The sequence below is a fragment of the Pseudomonas sp. PGPPP1 genome, from assembly GCF_002255865.1.
GTDB lineage: Bacteria > Pseudomonadota > Gammaproteobacteria > Pseudomonadales > Pseudomonadaceae > Aquipseudomonas > Aquipseudomonas cremoris.
This window is the reverse complement of sequence record NZ_NKIG01000016.1, coordinates 38,468-62,923: the sequence shown is the minus strand read 5'-3', so window position 1 is coordinate 62,923 and position 24,456 is coordinate 38,468. Positions and strand designations below refer to the sequence as shown.

Sequence of the window (24,456 nt, the reverse complement as noted above, 5' to 3'; positions counted from 1 at the left end):
TATCGACCGACAACTCAGATATTTGTTGGATACAACCGGATGCTGTTTGTTCTTACCTCAACAAATCCTGATTGTTGAGTGATCAACTCCTTGAGCTCTATGAGGATCATCGAATCTTCGAGTTTGAGTACTACCCATTCCTCGTCGGCATTTTGGGCTATTTCAGCTGTTACATGGGTCGTGCCATTTATGACCTTGATGAGTGGAGAGGTGCGGGATGAAGACGTGAAATTTTTCCCCCAAGAAAAATTTTCATCCAAATCGAATTCCACGTCTAACTCCTCCCAAACTGTCGGCCGATAGCCGACCCATAGAGCGTTGCCACTACCCGCAGGCGAAAGAAAATCCACGAATAGGTTGCCCTCGATAGATAAAACATCGGTAACTCGGACCTTCATTTGGTTCTCTCAGTAATGGAGATTTTATAGCGATATCGTCCTTGCTGGCTTCTGACTGTAGTGAGCGGACTTGCCCCGCGTCGAGCGCCTAAGCAGTTCCAAACCGGGTTTGTTAATGAATTTATAAAATGTTGGTATTGTTTATGTAGTGGTGAACGTCTTCGGTGTTTATCTTTTTAAATAGGTTGCTCACGCTCTCTAAGATGACTGTATTTTCATGCCTGTTTTGATAAATAAACTGAGCCGCAGCGTGTGTTTCTGACTCGTAAAACCGACATAGCAAAATATTACCTTGTTGTACCAAAAATGAACTTAATTTTTCGGGTGATATCTGTGTTTCAAAAGACGTCATCTCAGACCAAAGCTCCTCTATTTTTGTTTCGGTTCTTTGCATAACTAAAATAGTGTCGTGAGAAGCCTCAAAGTTAAAGCTTTCTATTTTTCTCGGGCTTTTTGGTAGTTTCGTTATTGTGGAGTAGATGTTGCTTTTCTCATTTTTTTTACACATGTCTCCCTCCTGTAGTGTTTTCGCTGTATTTTTTTTAAATAGATATTCCTGGGCGTTTGAACAAAAGCCTGAAGTCATTGCTGAGTACCATTTTCTTTTAATGGGCCATTCTTCTGATAAAGGCTCCATTAGGTCGCACCATGACTCCCAAACACTTAAAAAGTCATGGTTTATCAACGTGACAGTGACGAACCCAGCGTCATGGGATGGGTATATGCTTTCCCATGGCCTTACTCCAGTTTCACTCGTATAGACAGTGTTCATTTTTATCTCTTGAAGTAAGTGTGTGAGTCGTCACCAATTTTCAACGGTGTCTTGAGTTCATGTTCTGTATTTTTAGTGTTGAAGTGTGGCCCGTGGTTACCCTGTGTGTGACCTAGTGAATGCTCATGGATTTTGGTGAAATGATGCCGAATCCAAGGCACGCGAATACCAGGCGTTCATCTGCTGGCGATAGATCGCCAGGCTCTGATGAAAACCATCGAGTTCAAATTCGATATGGGCAATGTGAGAAGCGTTAGTCATCCTTGACGGCTCCCTACAGGAGCGGCGTCTGAAAGGACCCGATCAACAAAAACGCTAATAAGAAAAACCATCTGCAATCCCTCGCACTGTGTATTCAGGCGAGGGACTTTGCAGAGGTTGTCAGGGCTGGGGAGTAGAGCTTATCCGGCGGTTATGTGGGAAATATCAGCAGCTATCGCCCTTCAGCGCTGGGCGAACGCCAGGTTCAACCCCAGCCCTGCAAACGCCGCCGCAAAACTACGGCGTAGCCAGTTCTGGACCCGTGGCGATTCGATCACCGCGCGACGAAACACATTGGCCAGCAGGCCATATGCCACGAACACCGCAAACGTCATCGCCATGAACACGCCACTGAGCACCAGCATTTGCACGGTCGGTGCGGTGCTGCCTGGCGTGACGAACTGCGGCAGGAAAGCCAGGAAAAAAATGGTCAATTTCGGGTTAAGGATGTTCATTAAAAAGCCACGCAACATAAGGCTGCGCGCGCTGGTGGTTGTCGGCGTATCGCTGACGGAAAACGCCGAACGATCCTGCCAGGTGGCGTAGGCCACGTACAACAGATAGGCGACGCCTGCGTACTTGAGCATGTCAAACGCCATGGCACTGGTGTGCAGCAGCGCGGACAGGCCAAGAATCGATGCCAGTAAATGCGGGATGATCCCGGCGGTGCAGCCCAGTGCAGCCAATACGCTGGCGCGTTTGCCCGCGGTGAGGCCGGTGGACACGGTAAAGATCACGCCGGTGCCGGGAATCAATACTACGATCAGGCAGGTAACAAGGAAGTTTAGGCTGAGCATTGCATTCAAACTCCGTGTACGAATGGTGGTTGGTCGATCCTGTCACGTTTGGTTGCGGCTAGAAAGGCCAGCAGGACGGCGAACGCTGGTTAGACTTACCGGTCGATATCTGCAATGCCTGGCCCGTCGTCACCCAAGGAAACCCCATGCCGCTAAGCCGCTTGTTACTGTGCCTCGCCCCGTTGCTGGTAGTGGCCGGTTGCTCCACTACACGTGGCCCGCAACAGCCGGAACGCAGTGAAACCGAGGTGAAGGCGCAAATCGTGCGCCTGTTGCCCGCAACGGTGGCCGACCGAAGTGGCTGGGCCCAGGACATCTACACCGCGTTCGATACCCAGAAAATCTACCCCAGTACCGAAAATATCTGCGCCGTGCTGGCGGTGACGGAGCAGGAATCCACCTATCAGGTCGATCCTCCCGTGCCGAACATGGGCAAGATCGCCCAGGACGAAATGCTGCGCCGTGCTGCCAAGGTGTATGTACCGGCGGTGGTGGTGCGTACCACCCTGCAATTGCGTTCGCCCACCGGAAAAACCTACGCCGAGCGGCTAAACGCGGCGCGCACCGAAAAAGATCTAAGCGGCATCTTCGATGACTTCATCAGCATGGTGCCGCTGGGCAATACCTTGTTTGGCGGATTTAACCCAGTGCACACCGCCGGTCCAATGCAAGTCAGCATCGACTTTGCACAGAAGCAGGCGCGGGGTTATCCCTACACGGTGGACGGCACCATCCGGCGTGAAGTCTTCACCCGTCGCGGCGGTATGTACTTCGGTATCGCCCATTTGCTGGGTTACCCGGTGAACTACGATCAGCCGCTGTATCGCTTCGCCGACTTCAATGCCGGTTGGTACGCCAGCCGCAATGCGGCGTTCCAGGCAGCGGTCAGCCGTATCACGGGCACCGAATTGGCGCTGGATGGCGACTTGATTCGCTATGGTTCATTGCTGCCTGGCACCACCGAGCTGGCGGTACGCTCCCTGGGGCCTAAGTTGGGCATGCGCAACCCGAGCATCCGCAGCCAGCTGGAGCAGGGCGAGCAGTTGGACTTTGAAGAGACCACGCTCTACAAACGCGTATTCGCGATGGCCGACCAGGCTGCCGGTAAGCCGATGCCACGGGCGATTCTGCCGGGCATCGTGCTCAAGAGCCCGAAGATCACCCGCAACCTGACCACGGCATGGTTTGCCAAGCGCGTGGATGAGCGTTACCAGCGTTGTATGAAGCGCTGATCAGGGGCGGCGCTTGATGAACCGACGCCACAGCCACATCCACAGCCATACCACCGGGAAGGCCAGGATCACAAACGGCAGTACATAGCTGGAGCGTTCCAGGGCGTCTGCAGTGCCATTCACCAGGTTGTCGCCGAGGTTGCTGAACATACGGCTGAACCGCGACGGCTGGTTAGCACCATCGGAGGAACGGAAGTTCAGGGTCACGCGGTTGGTGTCGAGACGACGTTGTTGGTTGGCGGCGATTTGCGCCAGCTCCTGTAGCTCGTTTTCGATGGCGGCCTGTTCCTTGCTCAAGGCGATCAGGTCGCTGACGGTGATGTCCTTGCGTTTGGCCAGTTCGTCCAGGCGTTGTTGCTGAGCTTGCAGGCGCTCCTGGCGGCGGCGTACATCGGCGACGGCATCGGCCAGGTCTTCAGCAGTGGTGATGCGTTGGCCAAGCTTTCCACCTTCGGCGGCCATCGCAACCATCGGCTCTACACCCGTTGGCGCGATGCGCAGGATGATCTCACCACCGTTGCCGTCTTCGGTAATGCCCAGGATATTGCAGGCGCCAAAGCGTGCGGTTTCGCAGGCTTCGCGGGTAGCCTGCATACGCGGCGCGAGCAGGGCGCCGGGCAGGGCCAGGGTCAGCTCATGTTCATAGGCCAGTTGTGCGCCAGCTCGGCTTTGTTCGCCGTTGATCACCCGGGCGCGCGAGTGGTCCTTGGGCGAGCACCCTGCAATGGCCAGGGCTACCAGCAAGCACAAGAGATAAGATTTCGGTTTGCCGTCCAGATGGCGCATTGCGGTTCCTTGGGGGTGCGGGAAAATTTGACGGCGATTAAAGCGGGTCTGGCGGATTAACGCAAAGCATCGCGGGGGATTTGTGCGGATGATGGTGATGGCTGGTTCAGAGAGGCTGGAGTACACCTCAAGCCTGACTCCAAGGAAGAACTTGCCATGATCACCCACGCCGTCCCCGAAGGTTTTGTTTCTCTCCCTCGCAGCAGCCCGCTTCTCGATTTGTTAGGTCCGGCGTATTGCCGGGGTGAGGGCTTGCAACTGGAAATTGGCCTGCGCGCCGACAACCGTCATGCCAATGGGCGCGGCACCGTGCATGGCGGGGTGCTGGCGACGTTGGCGGATATCGGCATGGGTTATGCGATGGCCTTCTCCAGCGAGCCGCCGCTGCCATTGATTACCGCCAGCATGACCTTGGATTACCTGGGCGCGGTGCAGGTGGGGGAGTGGATTGTGGTGCGGTTGGAACATCACAAGCGCGGTCGGCAGATGGCGTTTGCCACGGTGAGTTTGCAGGTGGGGGAGAAGGTGGTGGCGCGGGCGAATGCGGTGTTTGCGGTGCCGCAATTTGATAGGCAATGAATATCAAATGTGGGAGCGGGCTTGCTCGCGAATCCGGTGGGTCAGTCACTGAATGTGTTTCTGACACACTGCATTCGCGAGCAAGCCCGCTCCCACATTCGAACTGCGTTTTTCAGATAGGACGCATAAAGAAAAAGCCCGGTTTTCGTGGAACCGGGCCTTTTCCGTGTTGCTCTTTTAATCAGTTGCGTTCGAGGGCGAGGGCCACGCCTTGACCGCCGCCGATGCATAGGGTGGCGAGGCCTTTCTTGGCGTCGCGCTTGATCATTTCGTGCAGCAGGGTCACCAGCACGCGGCAGCCTGACGCGCCGATAGGGTGGCCGATGGCAATAGCGCCGCCGTTGACGTTGACCTTGTCCGCATCCCACTCTAGCTCTTTGCCCACCGCCAGGGATTGTGCGGCGAAGGCTTCGTTGGCTTCGATCAGGTCCAGGTCGCCCAGGTTCCAACCGGCCTTGTCCAGGCAACGGCGGGTGGCCGAGACCGGGCCGATGCCCATGATTGCGGGGTCAACGCCGGCATTGGCGTAGCTGGCGATGCGCGCCAGTACCGGCAGGCCGAGTGCCTTGGCTTTGTCCGCGCTCATCAGCAGCACGGCGGCGGCGCCGTCATTGAGGCTGGAAGCGTTGCCGGCAGTGACGCTGCCGTCTTTCTTGAAGGCCGGTTTCAATTTGGCCAGGGACTCGGCGGTGGTGCCTGCGCGAGGTTGTTCATCCACGGCGAAGGCCACTGGATCGCCTTTGCGCTGCGGAATCAGGATAGGGGTGATCTCGTCGACAAACCGACCCGCTTCGATGGCCGCCGTGGCCTTTTGCTGGGACGCAGCGGCGAACGCATCCTGGGCCTCACGGCTGATGCCGTATTTATCCACCAGGTTCTCGGCGGTGATGCCCATGTGGTAGTCGTTGAACGCATCCCACAGGCCGTCGGTGATCATGCTGTCGATCATCTTGGCGTGGCCCATGCGCAAACCCGTGCGCGCTGCTGGCAACACATACGGGGCCAGGCTCATGTTTTCCATGCCGCCGGCGATGATCACCTCGGCATCGCCGCAGCGAATGGCTTGGGCGCCCAGGTGCAGGGCCTTGAGGCCCGAACCGCAGACCTTGTTCAAGGTCAGGCTGGGTACCGCGTGTGGCAGGCCGGCAAGGATCGACGCCTGGCGCGCCGGGTTCTGGCCGCTGCCTGCGGTAAGTACTTGGCCGAGGATCACTTCATCGACTTGTGCCGGGTCCAGGCCCGTCTGCTCCAGCAGGCGGCGGATCACAGCAGCGCCTAATTCCGGTGCCGGGATATTCGCCAGCGAACCCTGGAAGCTGCCCACGGCGGTGCGGGTGGCAGCAACAATCACGACGTCTTGCATGGAATCTGTCCTCACTGGAAGTGCATTTCTGGAACGTGGTCCGGGACGATCAGTTTACCGGCGGTCTTGCTCACAATCTCTTCAACGCTGACGCCAGGTGCGCGTTCCTTGAGGACAAAAGCGCCATTTTCGATTTCCAGGTACGCAAGGTCGGTCAGTACGCGCTTGATGCAGTTGGCGCCGGTCAGCGGCAGACTGCATTGGCTGAGCAACTTGGACTCGCCGTCCTTGGACGCGTGGGTCATGATCACGATGATGTTTTCTGCACCGGCCACCAGGTCCATGGCGCCGCCCATGCCTTTTACCAGCTTGCCGGGGATCATCCACGAAGCGATGTTGCCGTGTACGTCCACCTCAAATGCGCCCAGCACAGTGAGGTCGACGTGGCCGCCGCGAATCATCGCGAAGGACTCGGCGGAGGAGAAGATCGACGCGCCGACGCGTGCGGTGACGGTCTGCTTGCCGGCGTTGATCATGTCGGCATCGATGGTGTCTTCGGTAGGAAACGGTCCCATGCCCAGCAGGCCGTTTTCCGATTGCAGCATCACTTCCATGCCTTCGGGAATGTAGTTGGCCACCAGGGTCGGGATGCCGATGCCGAGGTTGACGTAGAAACCGTCCTGCATTTCGCGGGCGACGCGTTGAGCCATTTGTTCGCGGGTAAGAGCCATGTGTGTTTCCTCTTATTGTTCGGGCTGGAGGCGGATTATTTGCGGACGGTGCGCTGTTCGATGCGCTTCTCGAAGGTGCCGCAGATGATCCGGTCGACGTAGATGCCAGGGGTATGGATCTGCGCCGGGTCCAGCTCGCCCGGTTCGACGATTTCCTCGACTTCGACCACGGTGATCTTGCCGGCAGTGGCGGCCAGCGGGTTGAAGTTCTGGGCGGTGTGGCGGTAGATCACGTTGCCGAAGTGGTCGGCTTTCCAGCCTTTGACGATGGCGAAGTCGCCGGTGATGGATTCTTCCATCAGGTACGGACGGCCGTTGAATTCGCGGGTTTCCTTGCCTTCGGCCACTGGAGTGCCTACGCCGGTAGCGGTGAAGAAGGCCGGGATGCCGGCACCGCCTGCGCGCATTTTTTCCGCCAGGGTGCCTTGGGGAGTCAGTACCACTTCGATTTCGCCGCTGAGCAATTGCTTTTCGAACAGGGCGTTTTCACCGACGTAGGAAGCGATCACTTTGCTGATCTGCTTTTCTTCCAACAGTACGCCAAGGCCAAAACCATCGACGCCGCAGTTATTGGAAACCACGGTCAAGTCGCGGGTGCCTTTGCGCTTGATCTCGGCGATAAGGTTTTCTGGAATACCGCACAGGCCAAAACCACCGGAGAGCACGGTCATGCCGTCTTCCAGGCCTGCCAGCGCTTCTTCATAGGACGCTACGCGTTTATCGAAACCTGCCATATGCACCTCTTTTATTGTGTGTGGTCCAGCCAGTGAACCGAGTGTTGCGCTGACGGATTGATTTGTTAAGTTGTTTTTTTAGGTTGATTGATTTAAAAAACAGCATAGTCGCCTAGCCGCTTGGAGTAGCCTCATGACAGTTAAACAGATGCGGGCCTTTCTCGCCGTGGCCCAGAGCCTCAGCTTTGCCGCTGCCTGCGAACGCCTGCACCTCTCGCAATCTGCATTGAGCCTTACCATCAAGGGCCTGGAAGAAGGCCTGGGCGGGCGCTTGTTCAGCCGCAATACGCGCAACGTTGCGCTCACGCCAGAAGGTGAATCCTTATTGCCCCTGGCGCGCCGGTTGATTGCCGATTGGGATAACACCGAAGATGAATTACGCCAGCGCTTCACCCTGCAGCGCGGGCGGGTAACGGTAGCGGCGATGCCATCCTTCGCCGGTAACTTGTTGCCGCCGATCCTGAAGATATTCCGTGCGCGTTACCCTCAGGTGAATGTGACCGTCCATGACCTGATCAACGAGCAGGTTATGGAGATGGTCCGTGACCGGCAGGTTGAGCTGGGTGTGGCGTTCGAACCATCGGAAGGTTCGTCGCTGGCGTTCACGCCGTTGTATCTGGATCGCTTTATCGCCGTGGTGCCGGGTGATTCTCCGTTGGCGGAGCGTGCCGAGATTGATTGGGAAACCCTGTTGGAGCAGCCGTTCATCACCTTGCAGCGACCGTCCACGGTGCGGGTGATGTTGGAAGAACACTTGGGCGCGTTGCAGGTGAAGTTGCCGGTGGCGCTGGAAAGCCATCAATTGGCGACGGTAGGCAAGATGGTAGCCAGTGGGCTGGGCGTCAGCGCCGTACCCGCGTTATGCGCCCGGCAGATGGAAGAGGCCGGCGCCCATTGCATCACCTTGCGCGATCCGGTGATCGAACGTCCGATTGGTGTGTTGACCAAGCCGGGTCATGAGTTGTCGGCGGCGGCGCAAGTGCTGTTTGATATTTTTCGCGATGAAGCCGCGAAAGGGCGGTTTCCCGCGTTGTTATAAACAGGCATTAAAAAGCCCGCTCGAAGTAAACGAGCGGGCTTAAATGTTTAATGCTCAGGTATTAGCAGTATCTATCAATTACTTTAACGTGCGATTGGCCACGCAGGTTCTGCCATTCGGTATTCAGTGTATGAAAGACTTGCTCAATGAAGTTGCGATCAGCCGCAGCCTTCTTGCCGACATAACCCTGGCCACGGCGGTACACCTTCAGGCGCGCTGCCAGCTCACGGTTATTACGGTCAAACTCGGCTTCTTCGGTATTGGGCGCCAGGCAGTCAAGTTGCACTTCGCCCGATTTACCAATCCACAGGATATGGTCGTCGAGTGTGTCTTTCTGCGCTGCGAACATCTCAGCCAATTCGTCGATAGTTGGTTGGTTGTTCAGATTCATGTGTAAGCCCCTTGACCAGTTGGCGATCTATCAATTGATTCGTTAAATATTTAAGTTGTCTCCGGTTCCGAAAACCGGGCGTCAGCGACTGTCTGCCGAATACGGGCAGGGTCTTGAACCTGATGCATGTAGTCTTGCTGATGAACTGCTACGCAATGGTTTCATAACGAAGACAAGAGGCGTTTGAGCTCCTTGTACCGATCCTTGCGGGCCGGTCAGCTTCATCAATCTGCCTTGTGGGCAGTGCACATCCGGAAAAAACAGCTCGGCGGTCAGACGAGCTTGTTCAAAACACGTGTTACCAACGCTCCCGATCCGGGAGACGTCTCGATAATGCAAGGACAAAAAGGTTACGTCAACGGTTATGTAGTGATTATTTTTGTTCACTACATAAATTCCCGTGGGGGCGGGGAGATGCGGGGAAATGTGACTTGGGCGTCATTTTTTGGAAGGGTGGGTCGTAGCGCTGCGATCGTTAACTTAACATCAAACCCTTGTGGGAGCTGGCTTGCCTGCGATAGCGGAGTGTCAGCTAGCAAATACTTGGCTGGCACGCAGCCATCGCAGGCAAGCCAGCTCCCACAGGGTTTGATTTGGGGTGTTTGAGCTATTTCAATCGTTCAGCAAGCAATGGCAAAAGGCGCTCGCACGACGCCTCGATCTTCACCCGTAACAACTCATCCCCCCGTGTCTTGCCCAGGTTGATCGCTATCACCGGTTTGCCTTGCTCCACCATCGCCTTGCACAGCCGAAATGCCGAATAAGCCATCAACGACGACCCCACCACCAATAAACCCTCGGCCTGCTCCACTGCCGCCATTGCCTTCGCCGCTGTGTCCTGAGCGACGTTCTCGCCGAAGAACACAACATCAGGCTTCAACCGCTCACCATTGCAATGGGGGCAGTGGGGCACTTGGAAGCGTGCCTCAAACGCCGGGTCGAGCAGGGTGTCGCCATCGGGTGCTTGCACGGCATCAACGCCGGCCAGGTAGGGATTCTGGGCTTCCATCAGGCGTTGGATCGCGTCGCGCTCGCTGCGTTGCTGGCAATCCAGGCACAGCACTCGGTGTAGGCTGCCGTGCAGTTCGATGACATCGTGGCTTCCGGCCTGGTCGTGCAAGGTGTCGACGTTCTGCGTGATCAGCCCGCTGATGCGCTGGTGTTGCTGCAGCGTCGCCAGTGCCAGATGGGCTGGGTTCGGCTGGGCAATACGGACCCTCGGCCACCCCAGCATGGCTCTTGCCCAATAACGGCGCCGCGCCTGCGGGGTGGCGAGAAACTCCTGATACATCATGGGGGCCTTGCCCCGGCGCACGCCTTCGCTGTCGCGGTAATCGGGGATGCCCGACGACGTGCTGATGCCTGCGCCGGTCAACACCAGAAAGCGCCGCTCGGCCATGGCCCGGTGCAGGGTGTCGAGGTGGTCGTCCTGGTGTTCCAGGGTATCGAGCATGGGTTCCCCTATTCGCCGCGAATGTACTGCTCCAGCTGTTTGATCAAGTCGGCTTGTTCGGCAATGGCCTCTTTCACCAGGTCACCGATGGACAGCAAGCCCAGCAGCTGACCTTGTTCGACAACGGGCAGGTGACGCAGATGGCTGTCGGTCATGATGTTCATGCATTCATCGACACTCTTGTGGGAATCGACGGTTATTACCGGAGAGCTCATCACTTCGTCGACCCGTGTGGTCACCGACGACAAACCTTTGAGAATCAGCTTTCGCGCGTAATCCCGTTCGCTGATGATCCCCACCACCGCGCCTTCCTTGACCACCGGCAAGGCCCCGACGTTTTTCGCCGACATCACCACCAGCGCTTCAAACACGGTGTGGTCCCATTCGATGGTGTGGACGTCCTGGTTTTTATGGTCCTTGGCTTTGAGCACTTGTGCGACGGTTTTCATGGCGGCCACTCCGGTGTTGTTGTTAGGAAGTCAGCGGGCTCCCTACAGAATCCTAGACGGCCTGCGCGGCGGCAAGGTCCAAAGCGGCGTTAAACCCGTCGAAAAACGTCATTCGCCGGATTTTTTTGATAGTTACCCTGCTTTTGTCGGCTTTTTGGCGCGTTTTGGGCTGCCGGTCGTCTTGCGTGGCGCGCTCTTGCGTTTCTTTTTCCATGGCGTGGCTGCGGGGCCCGCTGGCCCGGTGATGGTCATGCGCATGCCGTTGCAGCGCGCCACTTGCTTACTCATCCAGGCTGCCTGCTTGGCGACGAATTCTTCCAGGCTCATTTCGCCGCTTTGCACCATGTCCAGCGCCTGCTCCCAGATCGCCGTGGTGCCGGGGTCGGCAATGGCTCGGGGCACGGCGTCGATCAGGCTGAAAGCCGCCGGCGTGGCCGACAGCGCCTTGCCGTTTTTTAACAGGTAACCGCGGTCGAGCAAGCCCTGGATAATCCCGGCACGCGTGGCTTCGGTGCCAATGCCGGTGGTGTCCTTGAGCTTTTGCTTGAGCAGCGGGTCTTCCACCAATTTGGCGACGCTTTTCATCGCCTTGATCAAGTCGCCTTCGGTGAAGGGCTTGGGCGGTTGGGTCCACAGGTCCTTGAGGTTGACCTTGGCCACCGCGTAGTCCTGGCCTTGCACCAATGTCGGCAAGGCCTGTGGTGCGGGTGCTTCACGGCCCTTGGCGGGCGCCAGCGCTTCGGGCAGGGCGCGTTTCCAGCCTGGCTCGATCACCACTTTGCCCACTGCTCGCAGCGCTTGTCCCGCGCAGTCGAAATCCGCCTGGGTGCGATCGTATTCGTGGTTGGGCAGGAACTGCGCCAGGTAGCGTGCGCGAATCAGGGTGTAGACCGCTCGGTGCTTGCCAGTGAGTTGGCCTACATCCTTGCCGGCGCCGGTGGGGATGATGCCGTGGTGGGCACTGACCTTGGCGTCGTTCCAGGCCCGCGAGCGGCGTTGGGGGTCTATATGCGGCATCAACTCGTTCACCGCCGTATCGGCACGTCCCAACGCGGCGAGGATCTTCGGTGCTTCGCTGTGCTGGCTTACGGGCAAGTAGCCGCAGTCACTGCGGGGGTAGGTGATGACTTTGTGGGTTTCGTAGAGAGACTGGGCGATATCCAGGGTCTCCTGGGCACCGAGGCCGAGTTTTTTGGAGCAGATTTCCTGCAGGGTACCGAGGTCGAAGGGCAGGGGAGCTACCTCGCGCATGCGTTCGGTCCGCAGCTTGACCAGTCGCGCACTGGCGGCGTGGGTCATGGCGTCGGCCGCCGCTTCAGCCAATTGCGGGTTGAGGCATCGGCCCTGATCGTCACAGGCATCTTCCGCGGCGCGCCATTGGGCGGTAAACGTCATGCGTTCGTGCAGCAGGTCCACGTCAATCGCCCAGTACGCCACCGGCACAAAATCCGCGATGCTGCGGTCGCGGTCCACCACTAGGCGCAGTGTGGGCGTTTGCACCCGGCCCACCGGCAATACGCCTTGATAACCGGATTGGCGTCCGAGCAAGGTAAACAACCGGCTCATGTTCATGCCGATCAGCCAGTCTGCGCGCGAGCGCCCGAGGGCTGAGTGATACAGGCTGAAGGTTTCGGCGCCGGGCTTTAGGGCGGCCAGGGCCTTGCGAATGGAGGCGTCGTCGAGTGCCGACAACCACAAGCGCTGGATTGGCCCTCGATAGCGACAATGCTCCACCAGCTCGCGGGCGATCATCTCGCCTTCACGGTCGGCGTCGGTGGCGATCACCAGTTCCTGGGCTTCCCCCAGCAAGCGCTTGACGGCCTTGAACTGGATGGCGGTCTTGGGTTTGACCCGCATCTTCCATTTTTCCGGGACGATGGGCAGGTCGGCCAGCACCCAGCGTTTGTACTTTTCGTCGTAGGCATCGGGCGGGGCGGTTTCCAGCAGGTGGCCAATGCACCAGGTGACCGTGACGCCATTGCCCAACCAGCAGCCATCACCTCGGCGGCTGGCGCCGAGCACGGCCGCGATGTCCTTGGCCTGGGAGGGTTTTTCACAGAGGTAGAGCCGCATGGTCGCCACATCAGATCGGGTTGATGGTGTGCAGGATGCTCAGTAAGCCGCGTTTGATCAACCTTTATCTGTATGGATGTACAGCAATTTGTGTGGCGACCACACAAGCAAATGTGGGAGCGGGCAAGCCCGCTCCCACAGGGGATCTCCTGTGTTCAGGTGATCAGGTTAGTTATTGTCGATATCCACGTGCCGGGTTTCCTTGAGGCAGATCATTCCCACGATCAAACTCACCCCCGTCACCACCACCGGGTACCACAGGCCGTAGAAGATATCCCCGGTGTACACCACCAGCGCAAACGACACGGTCGGCAGGAACCCGCCAAACCAGCCGTTACCGATGTGGTAGGGCAGGGACATCGAGGTATAGCGGATACGCGTTGGAAACAACTCCACCATCAACGCCGCCAACGGCCCGTAGCACATGGCCGCAATCAGGATCAGCGCGACGATCAGCACCACCACCATCACCTTGTTGACCTGGGCCACGTCTGCCGAAGTCGGATAGCCGGCCAGCGTTACGGCGCCGCGCAGGGCCGCTTCGTCAAAGCCGTCGATACGCACTTCGCCGACGCTCACCTGTACCGGGCTGCCTGCAGGTGCCGCAGCGCTGCTGTAGGGCAGGCCTTGCTTGACCAGGAAGGTCTTGACCTTGTCACACGGGCTGTCAAATTTCGCCTTGCCCACCGGGTCGAACTGGAAGGTGCAGGTGGCCGGATCAGCCAACACGGTAATCGGCGCCTGATGGGTGGCCTGGTCCATCGCCGGGTTGGTGTAGTGCGCCAGGCTCTTGAAGATCGGGAAGTACAGCACGGTTGCCAGCAGCAGGCCGAGCATCAGCACGGGTTTGCGCCCGACCTTGTCCGACAGCCAGCCAAAGAAGATAAAGAACGGCGCGCCAATCACCACGCTGATGATCAGCAGCATGTTGGCCAGGGCAGGGTCCATTTTGAGGAACTGGGTGAGGAAGAACAGCACATAGAATTGCGCTGCATAGAAGGTTACCGCTTGTCCGCCGTTGATGCTGAACAGCGCGATCAGCACCACCTTGAGGTTTTCCCACTTGCCGAACGAATCACGAATCGGCGACTTGCTGGACTTGCCTTCCTCTTTCATTTTCAAGAAGGCCGGCGACTCGTGCAGGCTCATACGGATCCAGGTGGAAATGCCCAGCAGTACGATGGAAAACAGGAACGGAATGCGCCAGCCCCATACTTCGAACTGGTCACCGGTGAAGTACCGGCACGCCAGCACCACCAGCAGCGACAGCAGCAGGCCGAGGGTGGCGGTGGATTGAATCCAACTGGTATGGAAGCCGCGCTTGCCCGCAGGTGCGTGCTCGGCCACGTAGGTCGCTGCACCGCCGTATTCGCCGCCCAACGCCAGGCCTTGCAGCATGCGCAGCACGACCAGAATGATCGGTGCCGCAATGCCGATGCTGGCATACGTCGGCAGGAGCCCGACGCAGAACGTCGCTACGCCCATCAGGATGATGGTGACCAGGAAGGTGTACTTGCGCCCGATCATGTCCCCCAGGCGTCCGAATACCAACGCGCCGAACGGGCGCACTACAAAGCCCGCGGCAAAGGCCATCAACGCAAAGATAAAGGCCGTGGTGTCGTTGACCCCGGCAAAGAACTGTTTGCTGATGACCGCCGCCAGCGCGCCGTAGAGGAAAAAGTCATACCACTCGAACACCGTCCCGAGGGAGGAGGCGAAGATGACTTTCTTTGAGTCGTTGCTGGTGCTGGCGGCATTGACCGCCGAGCCCAAGGGTTGAGCATGTTCTGACATCGGGTAGCCCTCACAGTGATTATTTATTGTTGTTCCACTGTCGGCGCCAGTCTCGGCGCCGCTATTCAGATTGCATGAACCAGTTCTCTCTCCGGGGCGAGGCTCCTTGTGTTCGGCGAAAGGATCAGCTGTGCGGCTTTCTCCGCGATCATCAGCGTAGGTGAACAGGTATTGCCGGACGTGATGCGCGGCATGATCGAGGCGTCGGCGATACGCAGGCCGGGCACACCGTGCACTCGCAGCTGAGCGTCGACCACCGCATCCTTGTCACTGCCCATGCGGCAGGTGCCGACCGGATGGAAGATTGTAGTACCGATGCGCGCTGCCGCTTCGTGCAGTTGCTCCTCGGTCTGCAACGAGTCGCCGGGCAAGTACTCCACCGGCTTGAATTGGCTCAGGGCCGGCGCGGCGACGATGCGCCGGGTCAGGCGAATGGCATCGGCGGCCACGCGCAAATCTTCCGGGTGGCTGAGGTAGTTGGGTTGTATCAGCGGGGCATCCGCCGGGTTGGCCGAGCGGATGTCTACGCGACCACGGCTTTGCGGACGCAGGTCGCAGACGGACGCGGTAAACGCCGGGAATGCGTGCAGCGGTTCGCCGAAACGCTCCAGGGACAGCGGTTGCACGTGGTATTCGAGGTTGGCCGAAGTCTGTTGCGCACTGGAGCGCGCAAACGCGCCCAACTGGCTGGGCGCCATCGACAGCGGGCCGCTACGGTCGTACAGGTAGCGCAGGCCCATGCCCATCTTGCCCCACACTGAACCTGCGATCTGGTTGAGGGTGCGGGCATTTTCCAGCTTGTAGATCAGCCGCAGTTGCAGGTGGTCCTGCAGGTTGCCGCCGACGCCGGGCAATTCGTGCAGCACCTCGATGCCCAGCGGCTTGAGCACGCTGGACGGGCCGATTCCCGAGCGTTGCAGAATCCCTGGCGAGCCCACGGAGCCCGCACACAGGATGATTTCCTGGCGTGCTTTCCAGCTCACTTGCTGCCCGTGCTGGCGTCCGACCACCTGTGAGGCTCGGCCGTTTTCCAGTAGCACGCGGTCCACTTCCACTTCGGTCAGTACGGTGAGGTTGGGGCGCTGGCGGATCGGCTTGAGAAACGCCTTGGCCGCGTTCCAGCGCACGCCGGATTTCTGGTTGACCTGGAAATAGCCGCAGCCTTCGTTATCGCCCTTGTTGAAGTCGTCGATCTTGGCAATGCCACTCTGCGCCGCCGCGTCGCGGAACGCATCCAGGATCGGCCAGTGCAGGCGCTGTTGTTCGACCCGCCACTCGCCGCCGTCGCTGTGGAATTGCGAGCTGCCGGCAAAATGGTTTTCGCTCTGTTTGAACAGTGGCAGCACATCCTTCCACGCCCAGCCTTCGTTGCCTTGCGCTGCCCAGCCGTCGTAATCCTGGGCCTGGCCACGCATGTAGATCATGCCGTTGATGGATGAGCAGCCACCCAGCACTTTGCCGCGCGGATAGCTCAGCGCACGGCCTTGCAGGCCTTCCTGGGCCTCGGTCTTGAAGCACCAGTCGGTGCGCGGGTTACCGATGCAGAAGAGGTAGCCGACGGGGATATGAATCCAGGGGTAATTATCGCGGCCACCGGCTTCCAGCAGCAGGACACGGTGGGCGGGGTTGGCGGAAAGTCGATTGGCCAGCAGGCAGCCTGCGGGGCCGGCGCCTACGACGATGTAATCGTACTCAGCAGTAGCAATGGGCATTTAAGGTCTCGCATGTTTTTCTTATTGGCTCCATCCTAGTTGTTAGTTTTCGTCTTAAAAATGTTAGTTTTTACCCAGCTGCTGTGCGTTTTTAAACAGCACGACCCGAGCCCGCACAATGGAGGTGTCATGTTCGACTGGAATGACCTGCGTTATTTTCTGGAGTTGCAACGCAGCGGCCGCCTGCTTACCGCCGCGCAGCGCCTGAAAACCACGCATGCCACCGTGGCCCGGCATATCGAGGCCATCGAGAAGAGCCTGGGCACCGCGTTGTTCGTGCAGCACGCCCAGGGTTACGAACTGACTCCTGCCGGCGAAGCCCTGCTCAAGCACGCCGAGGCCATGGAAAACGTCGCGCTGCTGGCCGAAGACGAACTCACCCATTCCGCCGCACCCCTGGGCAAGATCCGCCTCGGCGTGGCCGAAGGCTTGGGCGTGATGTTCCTCGCCAGCCGCATGGGCGGGCTGTTCGAACGTTACCCGGGACTGGAAGTGGAACTGGTGGCCGTGCCGCGCTTCGTCAGCATCCTTAACCGCGAAGCGGAAATCAGCATCCACCTGGAGCGTCCCAGCGTCGATCAACTGGTCACGCGCAAACTCACCGACTACCGCTTGGCGCTGTATGCCAGCCGCGCCTACCTGGAGCGCAACCCGCCGATTGAAAAACGTGAAGACCTCGCGGCTCATTCCTGGATCGATTATGTCGATGACCTGTTGTTCAGCCAGGAACTGAAGTTCCTCAGCAGCTTCTGCCGCAACCCCAAGGTGGTGTTCCACAGCACCAGCGTGATCGCCCAGCATCAAGCGGCGCGCTCGGGATTGGGCATCGCGGTGTTGCCGTGTTTCATGGCCGCTGGCGATCCGGACCTGGTGGCGTTGCTGCCGGGGGAGTGCATCCAGCGCAGTTACTGGATCAGCTCGCGCAGGGAGCTGCATAAATCGGTGCGGCTGAGGGTATTGTGGGATTACGTGGTGGAATTGTGCGCGCGGGAGCAAAGCTTGCTCCTCGGCGAATCCAACTGACCTAATCCGGATCAACACTGTGGGAGCTGGCTTGCCTGCGATGGCGGTGCATCAGTTTGCTTATTCGGTGCTGGTCCACCGCTATCGCAGCATGGGTATCTACACAATCTGTAGTGAGCGGGCTTGCCCCGCGCTGGGTGGCGAAGCCGCCCTAAGCAGAACGACGCGATGCTTCAAAAAGACCGAGGCGTTTGGTTTTGGGGCGGCTTCGCCACCCAGCGCGGGGCAAGCCCGCCCACTACAAGTGCGCTTTTGCCTTTGCTGGCTATCGCAGGCAAACCAGCTCCCACATTCGTACTGAGTCAGGCCCGCAGTTCGAATTCGGCGCTGCCCAGCCTTTCCCCATTCACCATCACATGCACCACATGCCTGCCGGGGTAGTGTTTGCGCGTGGTCATGTCGCGAATATGCTGCTCGCGCCGAATGTGCTGCTGCTCTCCTGCACCCAGTTTAAAAGCCTTGAGCTTGAACACCTTGTTCGCACTGTGCCCGGCACTTTTCACATAGTCGATGGCGTAATCCACCACCAGCTTTTGCGCCGTGAGGGCCGTGGATTCCAGGCTGAACGACAGGTTGATCCGCTCCCCCAGATTGATCACGGCCGGTGTCACGCTCAACTGATGAAGTTTCACCTCGGCCTTGGCCCCGGCACCCATGATTGTCAGTGCGCGGGTGTTGCCTTGCTTGATCAGGCTGCGCAGGGCATGGCGGGCGATCCATGCGGTGTGCGGGTCGTCCAGGGACCAACCTTCGATGAGGGTGAGCACCCAATCCGGATGGTCCTTGGTGACGTCGTTGAGGTGGTTGGCCACCGACTTGCGCACGTACAGGCTGGGATCGGCCTTGAGGTTGTCGAGGATCGACGCGCACAGCTCGGGGTTGGCCTGTATGTCGGCCAGGCGAAATGACCACGGCAAACGTGGCCGCGAGCCTTCGCTGGCCAGGCGGCGCACGTGTTCGTTGTCGTCCAGCGACCACGTTTGCATCACGGCGAGGGCGCGCTGGAAGTCGTGTAGCAGAAAGTGGCGGATAGCGAATTCGGCAGAGCCAAACGTGGTGAAGTATTTGAGTGCGGCCATGGAGCGCTTGAAATCCCCAAGGCCGTAACTCGCCACGAAGTGAGGCAGGAACAGGCTGACAAAGCTGCTGTTCAAGCGCGGTGCCAGGGCGTAAAGCAGCTTCAGGGTCTGCGGGTAGTCCAGTGGGATCACCGCGTGCAGGCTCTCGCTGACCCGCGCCATGCGCTGCATCACCGACAACTCGGCCAACTCGGCCTTGGCATGCTTGAGGAAACCCTTGGCATCGAACGCCGGGTACACCGCCGTCATTTCAGTGGCGATGTGTTGCAGGCGTTCGACGTTGAAGATTTCCTTGAGCGCCGGGGCGCTTTGGTCGGTCATCGGTGATTCCTTGGAAGTTAGAGAAACCAGCGATATTCCCGCGCATGGATCTCTTGCTGGAAGGCCAAGTGATCCTGGCGTTTGTTCTCGCAGTACACGTCGACAAATTCGGCGCCCAGCTTATCGCGCAATACCGGTTGATGCTGCATGGCGCGTACGGCGTCGAGCATTTCCAGGGGAAAATCGGTGCCGCTGCTGCGGTCCTCGTTCAGCGGGGTGATGGGCTCGCGCTTGGTTTCAAGACCGTGCTCCAAACCGACGAGGATCGCCGCCAGCACCAGGTACGGGTTGGCATCGGCACTGGCCAGGCGATGTTCGATGCGCAGGTTGCGCGGGTCGGATTCGGGGATGCGCACGCACGCGTCGCGGTCTTCGAAACCCCAGCTGGCGCGGGTCGCCGCGTTGACGGTACCGCCCAGACGACGGAAGGCGTTGTGGTTCGGCGAGAAGATCGGCATGCAGTGGGGCAGCAACTCCAGGCAACCGGCCACCGCGTGACGCAACGGTTGCTGCTGGTGCGCGGCGAGCAAGTTATTGCCGGCGCCGTCATACAGGCTGACATGCACATGCATGCCGCTGCCGGGATATTGCAGGTACGGCTTGGCCATGAAACTGGCACGGTACCCATGCTTGAGCGCCACGCCTCGGGTGCTGCGGCAGAACAGGGCAGCCCAGTCGGCGGCGCGCATACCGTCGTCCAAATGACCGAAATTGATCTCGAATTGGCCGGGGCCGATTTCGGCGGTGATCACCGTGATATCGATGCCCTGGTCCTTGGCGGTTTGCGCCATATCGTCCAGCACTTCGCTGAAACGCGACAGGCGTTCGATGTGCAGGTTGGGCTGGTCATCGGCATCGCCGCTCAACGGGTCGCGGGCAAATTGCGGCAGGCCGTCTTCGAGTTTTTTGTCGAACAGGTAGAACTCCAGCTCAAACGCCACCACCGGGTGAATACCCTTGTGGTGCAGGCGTTCCAGCACCTTGGCCAGCACTTCGCGGGGTTCGAATTCGATGGGGGTTTCGGTGCCGTCCGAGGTAATCAGCATCTGGCCGAGCGGCTGCGATTCCCAAGTCACCGGCTTGAGCGTGCCCGGCACCAGGCGGCGATTGGCATCCGGGTCGCCGTCGTTGAAGCAGTAATCGCCGATCTTGAACAACCCGCCCTGAACGCCCAGCAACACCGCGTTCTGCGGTAATTTCAGGGGGCTGCCGGCGGCGACTTTTTCGAGCATCTCCACCGGGTAGCGCTTGCCGTAGAAATGCCCCGGAATGTCCAGGGCGATCAGGTCGACGTAACGCACGTCCGGGTGGTTCTGGCGAAAGGTCCGTACTTCGGCCAGCAACGTTGCGGAATGGCTTTTCACGGGTGCAGCTCCTAGTTGTAAACCCACAGCACGCGGGCGGGCAGATCGGTCAGGTTGGCGTAGCGGCAATGGGCGAAGCTGGCCAGGTGAAAACTGTCGCCTGGGCCGAGGGTGACCGAATCGGCCTCGCCCTCGACCCACAGCGTCAATTCGCCTTCCAGTACAAAGCCGGCCTGCTCGGCGCGGTCGCTCATGGTTTGTTCACCGCTGTTGGCACCGGGGGCCAACAGGCTGTCGAGCATCGAGAAGGCGCCGTTCATGCTCGGCGAAACGAGAATGTCGGTGATGCCGTTGGCGTAATACACCGTGCGCCGCTCGTTGGGACGGGTAATCCAGTTCACCGCCTTGGGTTTGGGCTGGCTGTAGAAATAGGTGGTGGGGACGTCGAGGGCGTGGCTGATGGCGGTCAAATCCGCCACGGTTGGGCGCGACAGCCCTCGCTCTACCTGGGACAGGAAGCCGACCGAGCGCTCGATTTTTTGTGCGAGTTGGGCGAGGGTGAGCTTCTTGTGCTTGCGCAGGTCGTGGATCAGCGCGGCGAGGGTGGCGAGTTCTTCTTGTGGGTTCATGAAATTTATGTCGAATAATTTCATGAAAAATTACATGATTTATTTCATGTAGGCAATGGGGCAATTCGTGCTGGCTGAGACACTTGTGTTGAATGATTGTGTGCGGCAGTGGTCCGAATTTGGGTACGCACCACTCATTGAAGGAGCACCCATGAAATCAAAATCCCTAGCCGCTTGCCTGTTGCTCGCCACCAGTCTGTCCACCGCCAGTTTCGTCGTGCAGGCCGGTGATACCCCTCAGGAAACCGTACAGCCTTCCAGCATCAACACCCGTGACTTGAAAGAAGGCGACCGCGCCCCGGATATCCTGATGCGCAAGGAGTCGGCCGTCAGCGATTGGAAAAAGCGTGGCCTCAAGCAGCCGGAGGCTGACAGCCAATGGGCGCGGGTGGGGGATAAATTCGTGCTGCTCAAGACGACCAACGGCACCATACTTGAGATCACCCCCGTCAAGAAATGACCTTGTATTTCCTCCCTGTTCCTGAGTTAAGGTAGCCGGCTGTAGAGGCCGCGTTACCTTAAAAGAAAGAGAGCAGGATGCTTGCCACAATAAGAAACTATCCCCGCACCGTGAACCTGTTGCTGTCCGCCACGTTGTTGCTGACGTTGGCCAAGGCCATCACTTTTCCCTACCTCGTTATCTACCTCACCCGCCACTTTGCCTTGGACATTACCCAAGTCGGCCTGGTGATCGGCAGTTCGTTGATCGTTGGTTCATTGCTCAGTGTGTACGGCGGTTTTCTCGTCGACCGCATCAACAGTTACCGGCTATTGCTCGGCCTCACGGTGTTGTTTGCACTGGGCTTTATCGGCACGGTACTCGCGCAGAATATCTGGGCGTTCTACAGCTGCCTGATCCTGATCAATTTGGCGTACGCCGTGATCGATATCGCGGTCAAGGCCGGTTTCGCCAGCCTGTTGCCCGAAGATGCGCGCAGCGAAGTGTTTTCCATCAAGTACACCCTGACCAATATCGGCTATGCCGTAGGCCCGTTTTTTGGGGCGATGGTGGCCAAGTTGGATATCAGCCTGCCGTTCATTCTGTCGGCGCTGTTGGGAGTGGGGTTTTTTCTGTTGTATTGGCGTTGGGGTGACCGAACCCTGGCCACCGTGGATGCCACGCAAAAGCCGGTGCCGTTCCTTGCGGTGGGGCGCGTGTTGCTCCGGGATCGGCGCCTGGTGTGCTTCACCCTCGGCGGGGTGCTCAGTGCCGTGGTGTTTGGCCAGTTCACTGCGTGGCTGTCGCAGTACCTGGTGACCACCACCACTGCCGATTACACCTACACCGTGGTCAGCGCTGTGCTGACGACCAACGCGGTGCTGGTGATTGCCTTGCAGTATGTGATTGGCCGGCGCATCTCCCATCGCTACCTGGGCCAATGGCTCATCGCGGGCCTGGGCATGTTCATGCTCGGGTTGATCGGCTTTGCCTTGTCCACCAGCGTGCTGTGGTGGGTGCTGGCGATGGCGGTGTTCACGGTAGGGGAGATCATTGTGTTCCCGGCCGAATACATGTTCATCGACCGCATCGCCCCGGACCACCTGCGAGGCATGTATTACGGTGCGCAGAACCTGTCCAACCTCGGTGCTGCCCTGGGGCCGGTGCTGTGTGGGCTGGTGCTTGCCAGTCTGCCGGCCCACTACATGTTCTACATGCTGGGGGCGTTCATCGTCGGGGGCGGGGTGTTCTATTTCATTGGGGCGTCGTTGAAGGCCAGTCATCCAGCGTGAGCTTGCCGACGTTGTTGCTTTGCAGTTCGTAGCGCAACTCTTCCACCATCGTTTCCACTTCTTGCGGGGTCTGCAGCCGGTTGGTGCTGATCCCCGTCACCACCAGGTCAACCCGACCGGTTTGCGCGTCGAAGACCTTGAGGGTCAGGGACGCGTCCCGGCACAGGGTGAATTCACACGTCAGCGGCGACAGGCCTTCTTCGATGCAATTTCGCAGTTGCGAGAGGGTAAACATGCTGGTTCCTTCAGGGCATAAGTATCGACCCTTGAAGGTTAAGCACTGGGCTGCGGCGTCATAAGGCGAATTCGCACTAGCCACACTAGTGCATTTGCACTTGTATTGATTACTTCTTGAGGCGCAGTTCACCGGCAAACAGCCCGCGTTCACGGGCCCAGACGATGGCGGCACTGCGGCTGTGCACCCCCAGCTTGGAGTACACCGTGGCCACGTGGTTACGCACGGTGTTGGGCGCGAGTTTCAGGCGCGAGGCGATCTCTTTGTCGGCCAGCCCTTCGCAGATCAAACCCAGCACATCACGCTCGCGAGCGGTGAGGTCGGTAAAAGCCACGTTGGGTAAATTGGGGCTGTTGACGCTCTTGGCGTTGGCCAGTTTTTCGATCAGCGTCTGGCTGAACCAGGAGGCGTCCTGCATCACTTCCTCTATGGCGGCCACCAGCTCCAGCTCCGAGCGTTTTCGCTCGGTGATGTTCATCATCACCAACAGGTAGCAGGGCACGTCCTGGATGACCACGGTGTCGGCGGAGACTACACAGTCGATCACTTCGTTGCCTTTCTTGCGCACCTTGAGGTCCTGGCCCTCGAGGTTGCCGGCTTTTTCCAGGGTAGCGAACAACAGCGCGCCCGCCTGGGGGCTCTCGATAAAGTTGATGTCTTCGATGGCTTTGCCGATCAGTTCCTCGCTGGTATAGCCGGTGATGTTCATGAAGGCTTCGTTGATGTCCACCACCTGGCGATTACCGGCGCTGCACACCAAGGTTGGCACAGGCGTGAGGCGGAACGACTTGGCAAAGCGTTCCTCACTCTGGCGCAGGGCTATTTCGGCCTTGCGCCGAGGTTCCAGGTCCATGAAGGAGAACAGCATGCAGTCTTCCTCGTTCATGTCCAACGGTTGGCCGGCGACAATCACCAGCTTGCTGCCGCCTTCGGGCAAGCGCAGTTCGGCCTGCATCTGCGGGATGGTTGCACCTTCGCCCAGGCGCTGGATGGCCAAGTCCTTGCGTTCGGCCTGTTCAAGCACGTCCAGTTCATATACGGATTTGCCGATGACCTGGTCGCGGTTGTAGCCGGTCATTTCCAGAAAGCCTTGGTTGACCTTGATGTAGCGCAAGTCGCTCAGGCGGCAGATCACAGCGGGCGCGGGGTTGGCGTTGAACGTCTTCTCGAAGCGCTGCTCGGCGCTGGCCCATTCAGTGGCGTCGCTGAGGATCAGCACCAGAAGCTCCGGCTCCCCTTTGGAGTCGGTGATCACCAGGCTGCGCAGGCGATGGACCCAGGTTCTATCCGGGTCGGCAGTCGGGGTGACTTCCACCACCACGTCGCTAAACTCATCACTCATCGCCGCACGCGCCAGCGGGTAGTTTTCCGGCATTACAGGATGGTTGTTGCGATAACGCAGGGCGAAACGCTCAGCATATTGCTGCCCATTGGCGCCGAGCCCCATCACATCGCCAACGCCGTGCATAGACAGTGCGGCCTCATTGGCCCACAGGATGGTTTGATCGACCTCGGCCAGGATCACACCGTCAGACAAGCCGGAGATGATCTGCTGCAGTTGGCGGCGGTTGGTTTCCTTGGCGAGTACATCCTGAGTCATAGAGTCTCCAGGCGTGGGGGCTTATGGGAG

The 24,456-nt window shown here is 58.9% G+C and carries 25 protein-coding genes; 6 read left to right on the top strand and 19 right to left on the bottom strand.

Annotation, left to right across the window (positions count from 1 at the left end; translation table 11 throughout):
• Positions 1–14: 14 nt before the first annotated feature.
• From CFE47_RS18200 to CFE47_RS18185, 4 genes are all read right to left on the bottom strand, one after another.
• Entirely contained in the window at positions 15–398 is a 384-nt protein-coding gene (locus CFE47_RS18200; protein ID WP_286839101.1) for a hypothetical protein, read from the bottom strand.
• A gap of 121 nt (positions 399–519) precedes the next feature.
• Entirely contained in the window at positions 520–1,170 is a 651-nt protein-coding gene (locus CFE47_RS18195; protein WP_286839098.1) for a hypothetical protein, read from the bottom strand.
• 123 nt (positions 1,171–1,293) lie between these two features.
• Positions 1,294–1,431 carry a hypothetical protein gene (locus CFE47_RS18190; protein WP_286839095.1) on the bottom strand — a complete coding sequence of 46 codons (138 nt, stop codon included), beginning with the start codon at positions 1,429–1,431 and terminating at the stop codon, positions 1,294–1,296.
• A gap of 182 nt (positions 1,432–1,613) precedes the next feature.
• On the bottom strand, positions 1,614–2,228 hold the full coding sequence (locus tag CFE47_RS18185) for a LysE family translocator (protein ID WP_286839093.1): 615 nt from the start codon (positions 2,226–2,228) through the stop codon (positions 1,614–1,616).
• A gap of 146 nt (positions 2,229–2,374) precedes the next feature.
• Between CFE47_RS18185 and CFE47_RS18180 the strand changes: the two genes are divergently transcribed.
• Positions 2,375–3,460: a DUF1615 domain-containing protein gene (locus CFE47_RS18180; RefSeq protein ID WP_286839091.1), complete on the top strand. Its 1,086-nt coding sequence runs from the start codon at positions 2,375–2,377 to the stop codon at positions 3,458–3,460.
• Here the strand turns inward: CFE47_RS18180 and CFE47_RS18175 are convergent, their stop codons facing one another.
• Positions 3,461–4,246: a DUF4349 domain-containing protein gene (locus tag CFE47_RS18175; protein WP_286839089.1), complete on the bottom strand. Its 786-nt coding sequence runs from the start codon at positions 4,244–4,246 to the stop codon at positions 3,461–3,463.
• Between the two features lie 156 nt (positions 4,247–4,402).
• On the opposite strand from CFE47_RS18175, the gene CFE47_RS18170 reads away from it, so the two are divergent.
• The gene (locus CFE47_RS18170; protein WP_185710568.1) at positions 4,403–4,825 is read left to right on the top strand and encodes a PaaI family thioesterase; all 423 of its coding nucleotides are present in this window, start codon (positions 4,403–4,405) and stop codon (positions 4,823–4,825) included.
• Positions 4,826–5,006: 181 nt separating this feature from the next.
• Here CFE47_RS18170 and CFE47_RS18165 read toward each other — a convergent pair whose 3' ends face one another.
• From CFE47_RS18165 to CFE47_RS18155, 3 genes are read right to left on the bottom strand one after another with little or no spacing between them, the layout of a single operon-like run.
• A complete protein-coding gene (locus tag CFE47_RS18165) occupies positions 5,007–6,188 on the bottom strand; it encodes an acetyl-CoA C-acetyltransferase (RefSeq protein WP_185710567.1) in 1,182 nt (393 codons plus the stop codon).
• Between the two features lie 11 nt (positions 6,189–6,199).
• Positions 6,200–6,859: a CoA transferase subunit B gene (locus CFE47_RS18160; protein WP_159934311.1), complete on the bottom strand. Its 660-nt coding sequence runs from the start codon at positions 6,857–6,859 to the stop codon at positions 6,200–6,202.
• Between the two features lie 35 nt (positions 6,860–6,894).
• A complete protein-coding gene (locus tag CFE47_RS18155; RefSeq protein ID WP_010211319.1) occupies positions 6,895–7,593 on the bottom strand; it encodes a CoA transferase subunit A in 699 nt (232 codons plus the stop codon).
• Between the two features lie 133 nt (positions 7,594–7,726).
• Between CFE47_RS18155 and CFE47_RS18150 the strand changes: the two genes are divergently transcribed.
• Positions 7,727–8,632 (top strand): LysR family transcriptional regulator, encoded by a 906-nt coding sequence (locus CFE47_RS18150; protein WP_286839080.1) that lies wholly within the window; start codon positions 7,727–7,729, stop codon positions 8,630–8,632.
• A gap of 61 nt (positions 8,633–8,693) precedes the next feature.
• On the opposite strand, the gene CFE47_RS18145 is transcribed toward CFE47_RS18150, so the two are convergent.
• The 6 genes from CFE47_RS18145 to CFE47_RS18120 all read right to left on the bottom strand — a co-directional run bounded on the left by CFE47_RS18145 (position 8,694) and on the right by CFE47_RS18120 (position 16,504).
• A complete protein-coding gene (locus CFE47_RS18145; protein ID WP_071484804.1) occupies positions 8,694–9,023 on the bottom strand; it encodes a hypothetical protein in 330 nt (109 codons plus the stop codon).
• Between the two features lie 607 nt (positions 9,024–9,630).
• Positions 9,631–10,476 (bottom strand): NAD-dependent protein deacetylase, encoded by an 846-nt coding sequence (locus CFE47_RS18140; RefSeq protein WP_286839077.1) that lies wholly within the window; start codon positions 10,474–10,476, stop codon positions 9,631–9,633.
• A gap of 8 nt (positions 10,477–10,484) precedes the next feature.
• A complete protein-coding gene (locus tag CFE47_RS18135) occupies positions 10,485–10,925 on the bottom strand; it encodes a CBS domain-containing protein (protein ID WP_185710564.1) in 441 nt (146 codons plus the stop codon).
• Positions 10,926–11,057: 132 nt separating this feature from the next.
• Positions 11,058–12,998, bottom strand: a complete 1,941-nt coding sequence (locus CFE47_RS18130; RefSeq protein WP_286839076.1) for a DNA topoisomerase III — start codon at positions 12,996–12,998, stop codon at positions 11,058–11,060.
• 168 nt (positions 12,999–13,166) lie between these two features.
• Positions 13,167–14,792, bottom strand: a complete 1,626-nt coding sequence (locus CFE47_RS18125) for an MFS transporter (protein ID WP_286839074.1) — start codon at positions 14,790–14,792, stop codon at positions 13,167–13,169.
• 65 nt (positions 14,793–14,857) lie between these two features.
• Positions 14,858–16,504: a GMC family oxidoreductase gene (locus CFE47_RS18120; protein ID WP_286839072.1), complete on the bottom strand. Its 1,647-nt coding sequence runs from the start codon at positions 16,502–16,504 to the stop codon at positions 14,858–14,860.
• 129 nt (positions 16,505–16,633) lie between these two features.
• On the opposite strand from CFE47_RS18120, the gene CFE47_RS18115 reads away from it, so the two are divergent.
• Positions 16,634–17,527: a LysR family transcriptional regulator gene (locus tag CFE47_RS18115; RefSeq protein ID WP_286839070.1), complete on the top strand. Its 894-nt coding sequence runs from the start codon at positions 16,634–16,636 to the stop codon at positions 17,525–17,527.
• 302 nt (positions 17,528–17,829) lie between these two features.
• Here CFE47_RS18115 and CFE47_RS18110 read toward each other — a convergent pair whose 3' ends face one another.
• The 3 genes from CFE47_RS18110 to CFE47_RS18100 are packed head-to-tail and all read right to left on the bottom strand — an operon-like array spanning position 17,830 to position 20,860.
• Entirely contained in the window at positions 17,830–18,927 is a 1,098-nt protein-coding gene (locus tag CFE47_RS18110; RefSeq protein WP_286839068.1) for a DNA alkylation repair protein, read from the bottom strand.
• A gap of 17 nt (positions 18,928–18,944) precedes the next feature.
• The gene (locus CFE47_RS18105) at positions 18,945–20,291 is read right to left on the bottom strand and encodes a glutamine synthetase family protein (RefSeq protein WP_286839066.1); all 1,347 of its coding nucleotides are present in this window, start codon (positions 20,289–20,291) and stop codon (positions 18,945–18,947) included.
• Between the two features lie 11 nt (positions 20,292–20,302).
• A complete protein-coding gene (locus CFE47_RS18100; protein ID WP_286839062.1) occupies positions 20,303–20,860 on the bottom strand; it encodes a helix-turn-helix domain-containing protein in 558 nt (185 codons plus the stop codon).
• A 151-nt stretch (positions 20,861–21,011) separates the two neighbouring features.
• On the opposite strand from CFE47_RS18100, the gene CFE47_RS18095 reads away from it, so the two are divergent.
• A complete protein-coding gene (locus tag CFE47_RS18095) occupies positions 21,012–21,320 on the top strand; it encodes an RcnB family protein (protein ID WP_185710557.1) in 309 nt (102 codons plus the stop codon).
• Positions 21,321–21,397: 77 nt separating this feature from the next.
• Complete coding sequence (locus tag CFE47_RS18090) at positions 21,398–22,591, top strand: MFS transporter (protein ID WP_286839058.1); 1,194 nt, start codon at positions 21,398–21,400, stop codon at positions 22,589–22,591.
• On the opposite strand, the gene CFE47_RS18085 is transcribed toward CFE47_RS18090, so the two are convergent.
• Both CFE47_RS18085 and CFE47_RS18080 read right to left on the bottom strand, forming a co-directional pair.
• Positions 22,554–22,826: a DUF1652 domain-containing protein gene (locus CFE47_RS18085; RefSeq protein ID WP_185710555.1), complete on the bottom strand. Its 273-nt coding sequence runs from the start codon at positions 22,824–22,826 to the stop codon at positions 22,554–22,556. The two genes, CFE47_RS18090 and CFE47_RS18085, sit on opposite strands and share 38 nt — an antisense overlap.
• A gap of 109 nt (positions 22,827–22,935) precedes the next feature.
• Positions 22,936–24,426: a helix-turn-helix transcriptional regulator gene (locus CFE47_RS18080; RefSeq protein ID WP_286839056.1), complete on the bottom strand. Its 1,491-nt coding sequence runs from the start codon at positions 24,424–24,426 to the stop codon at positions 22,936–22,938.
• Positions 24,427–24,456: the final 30 nt, after the last annotated feature.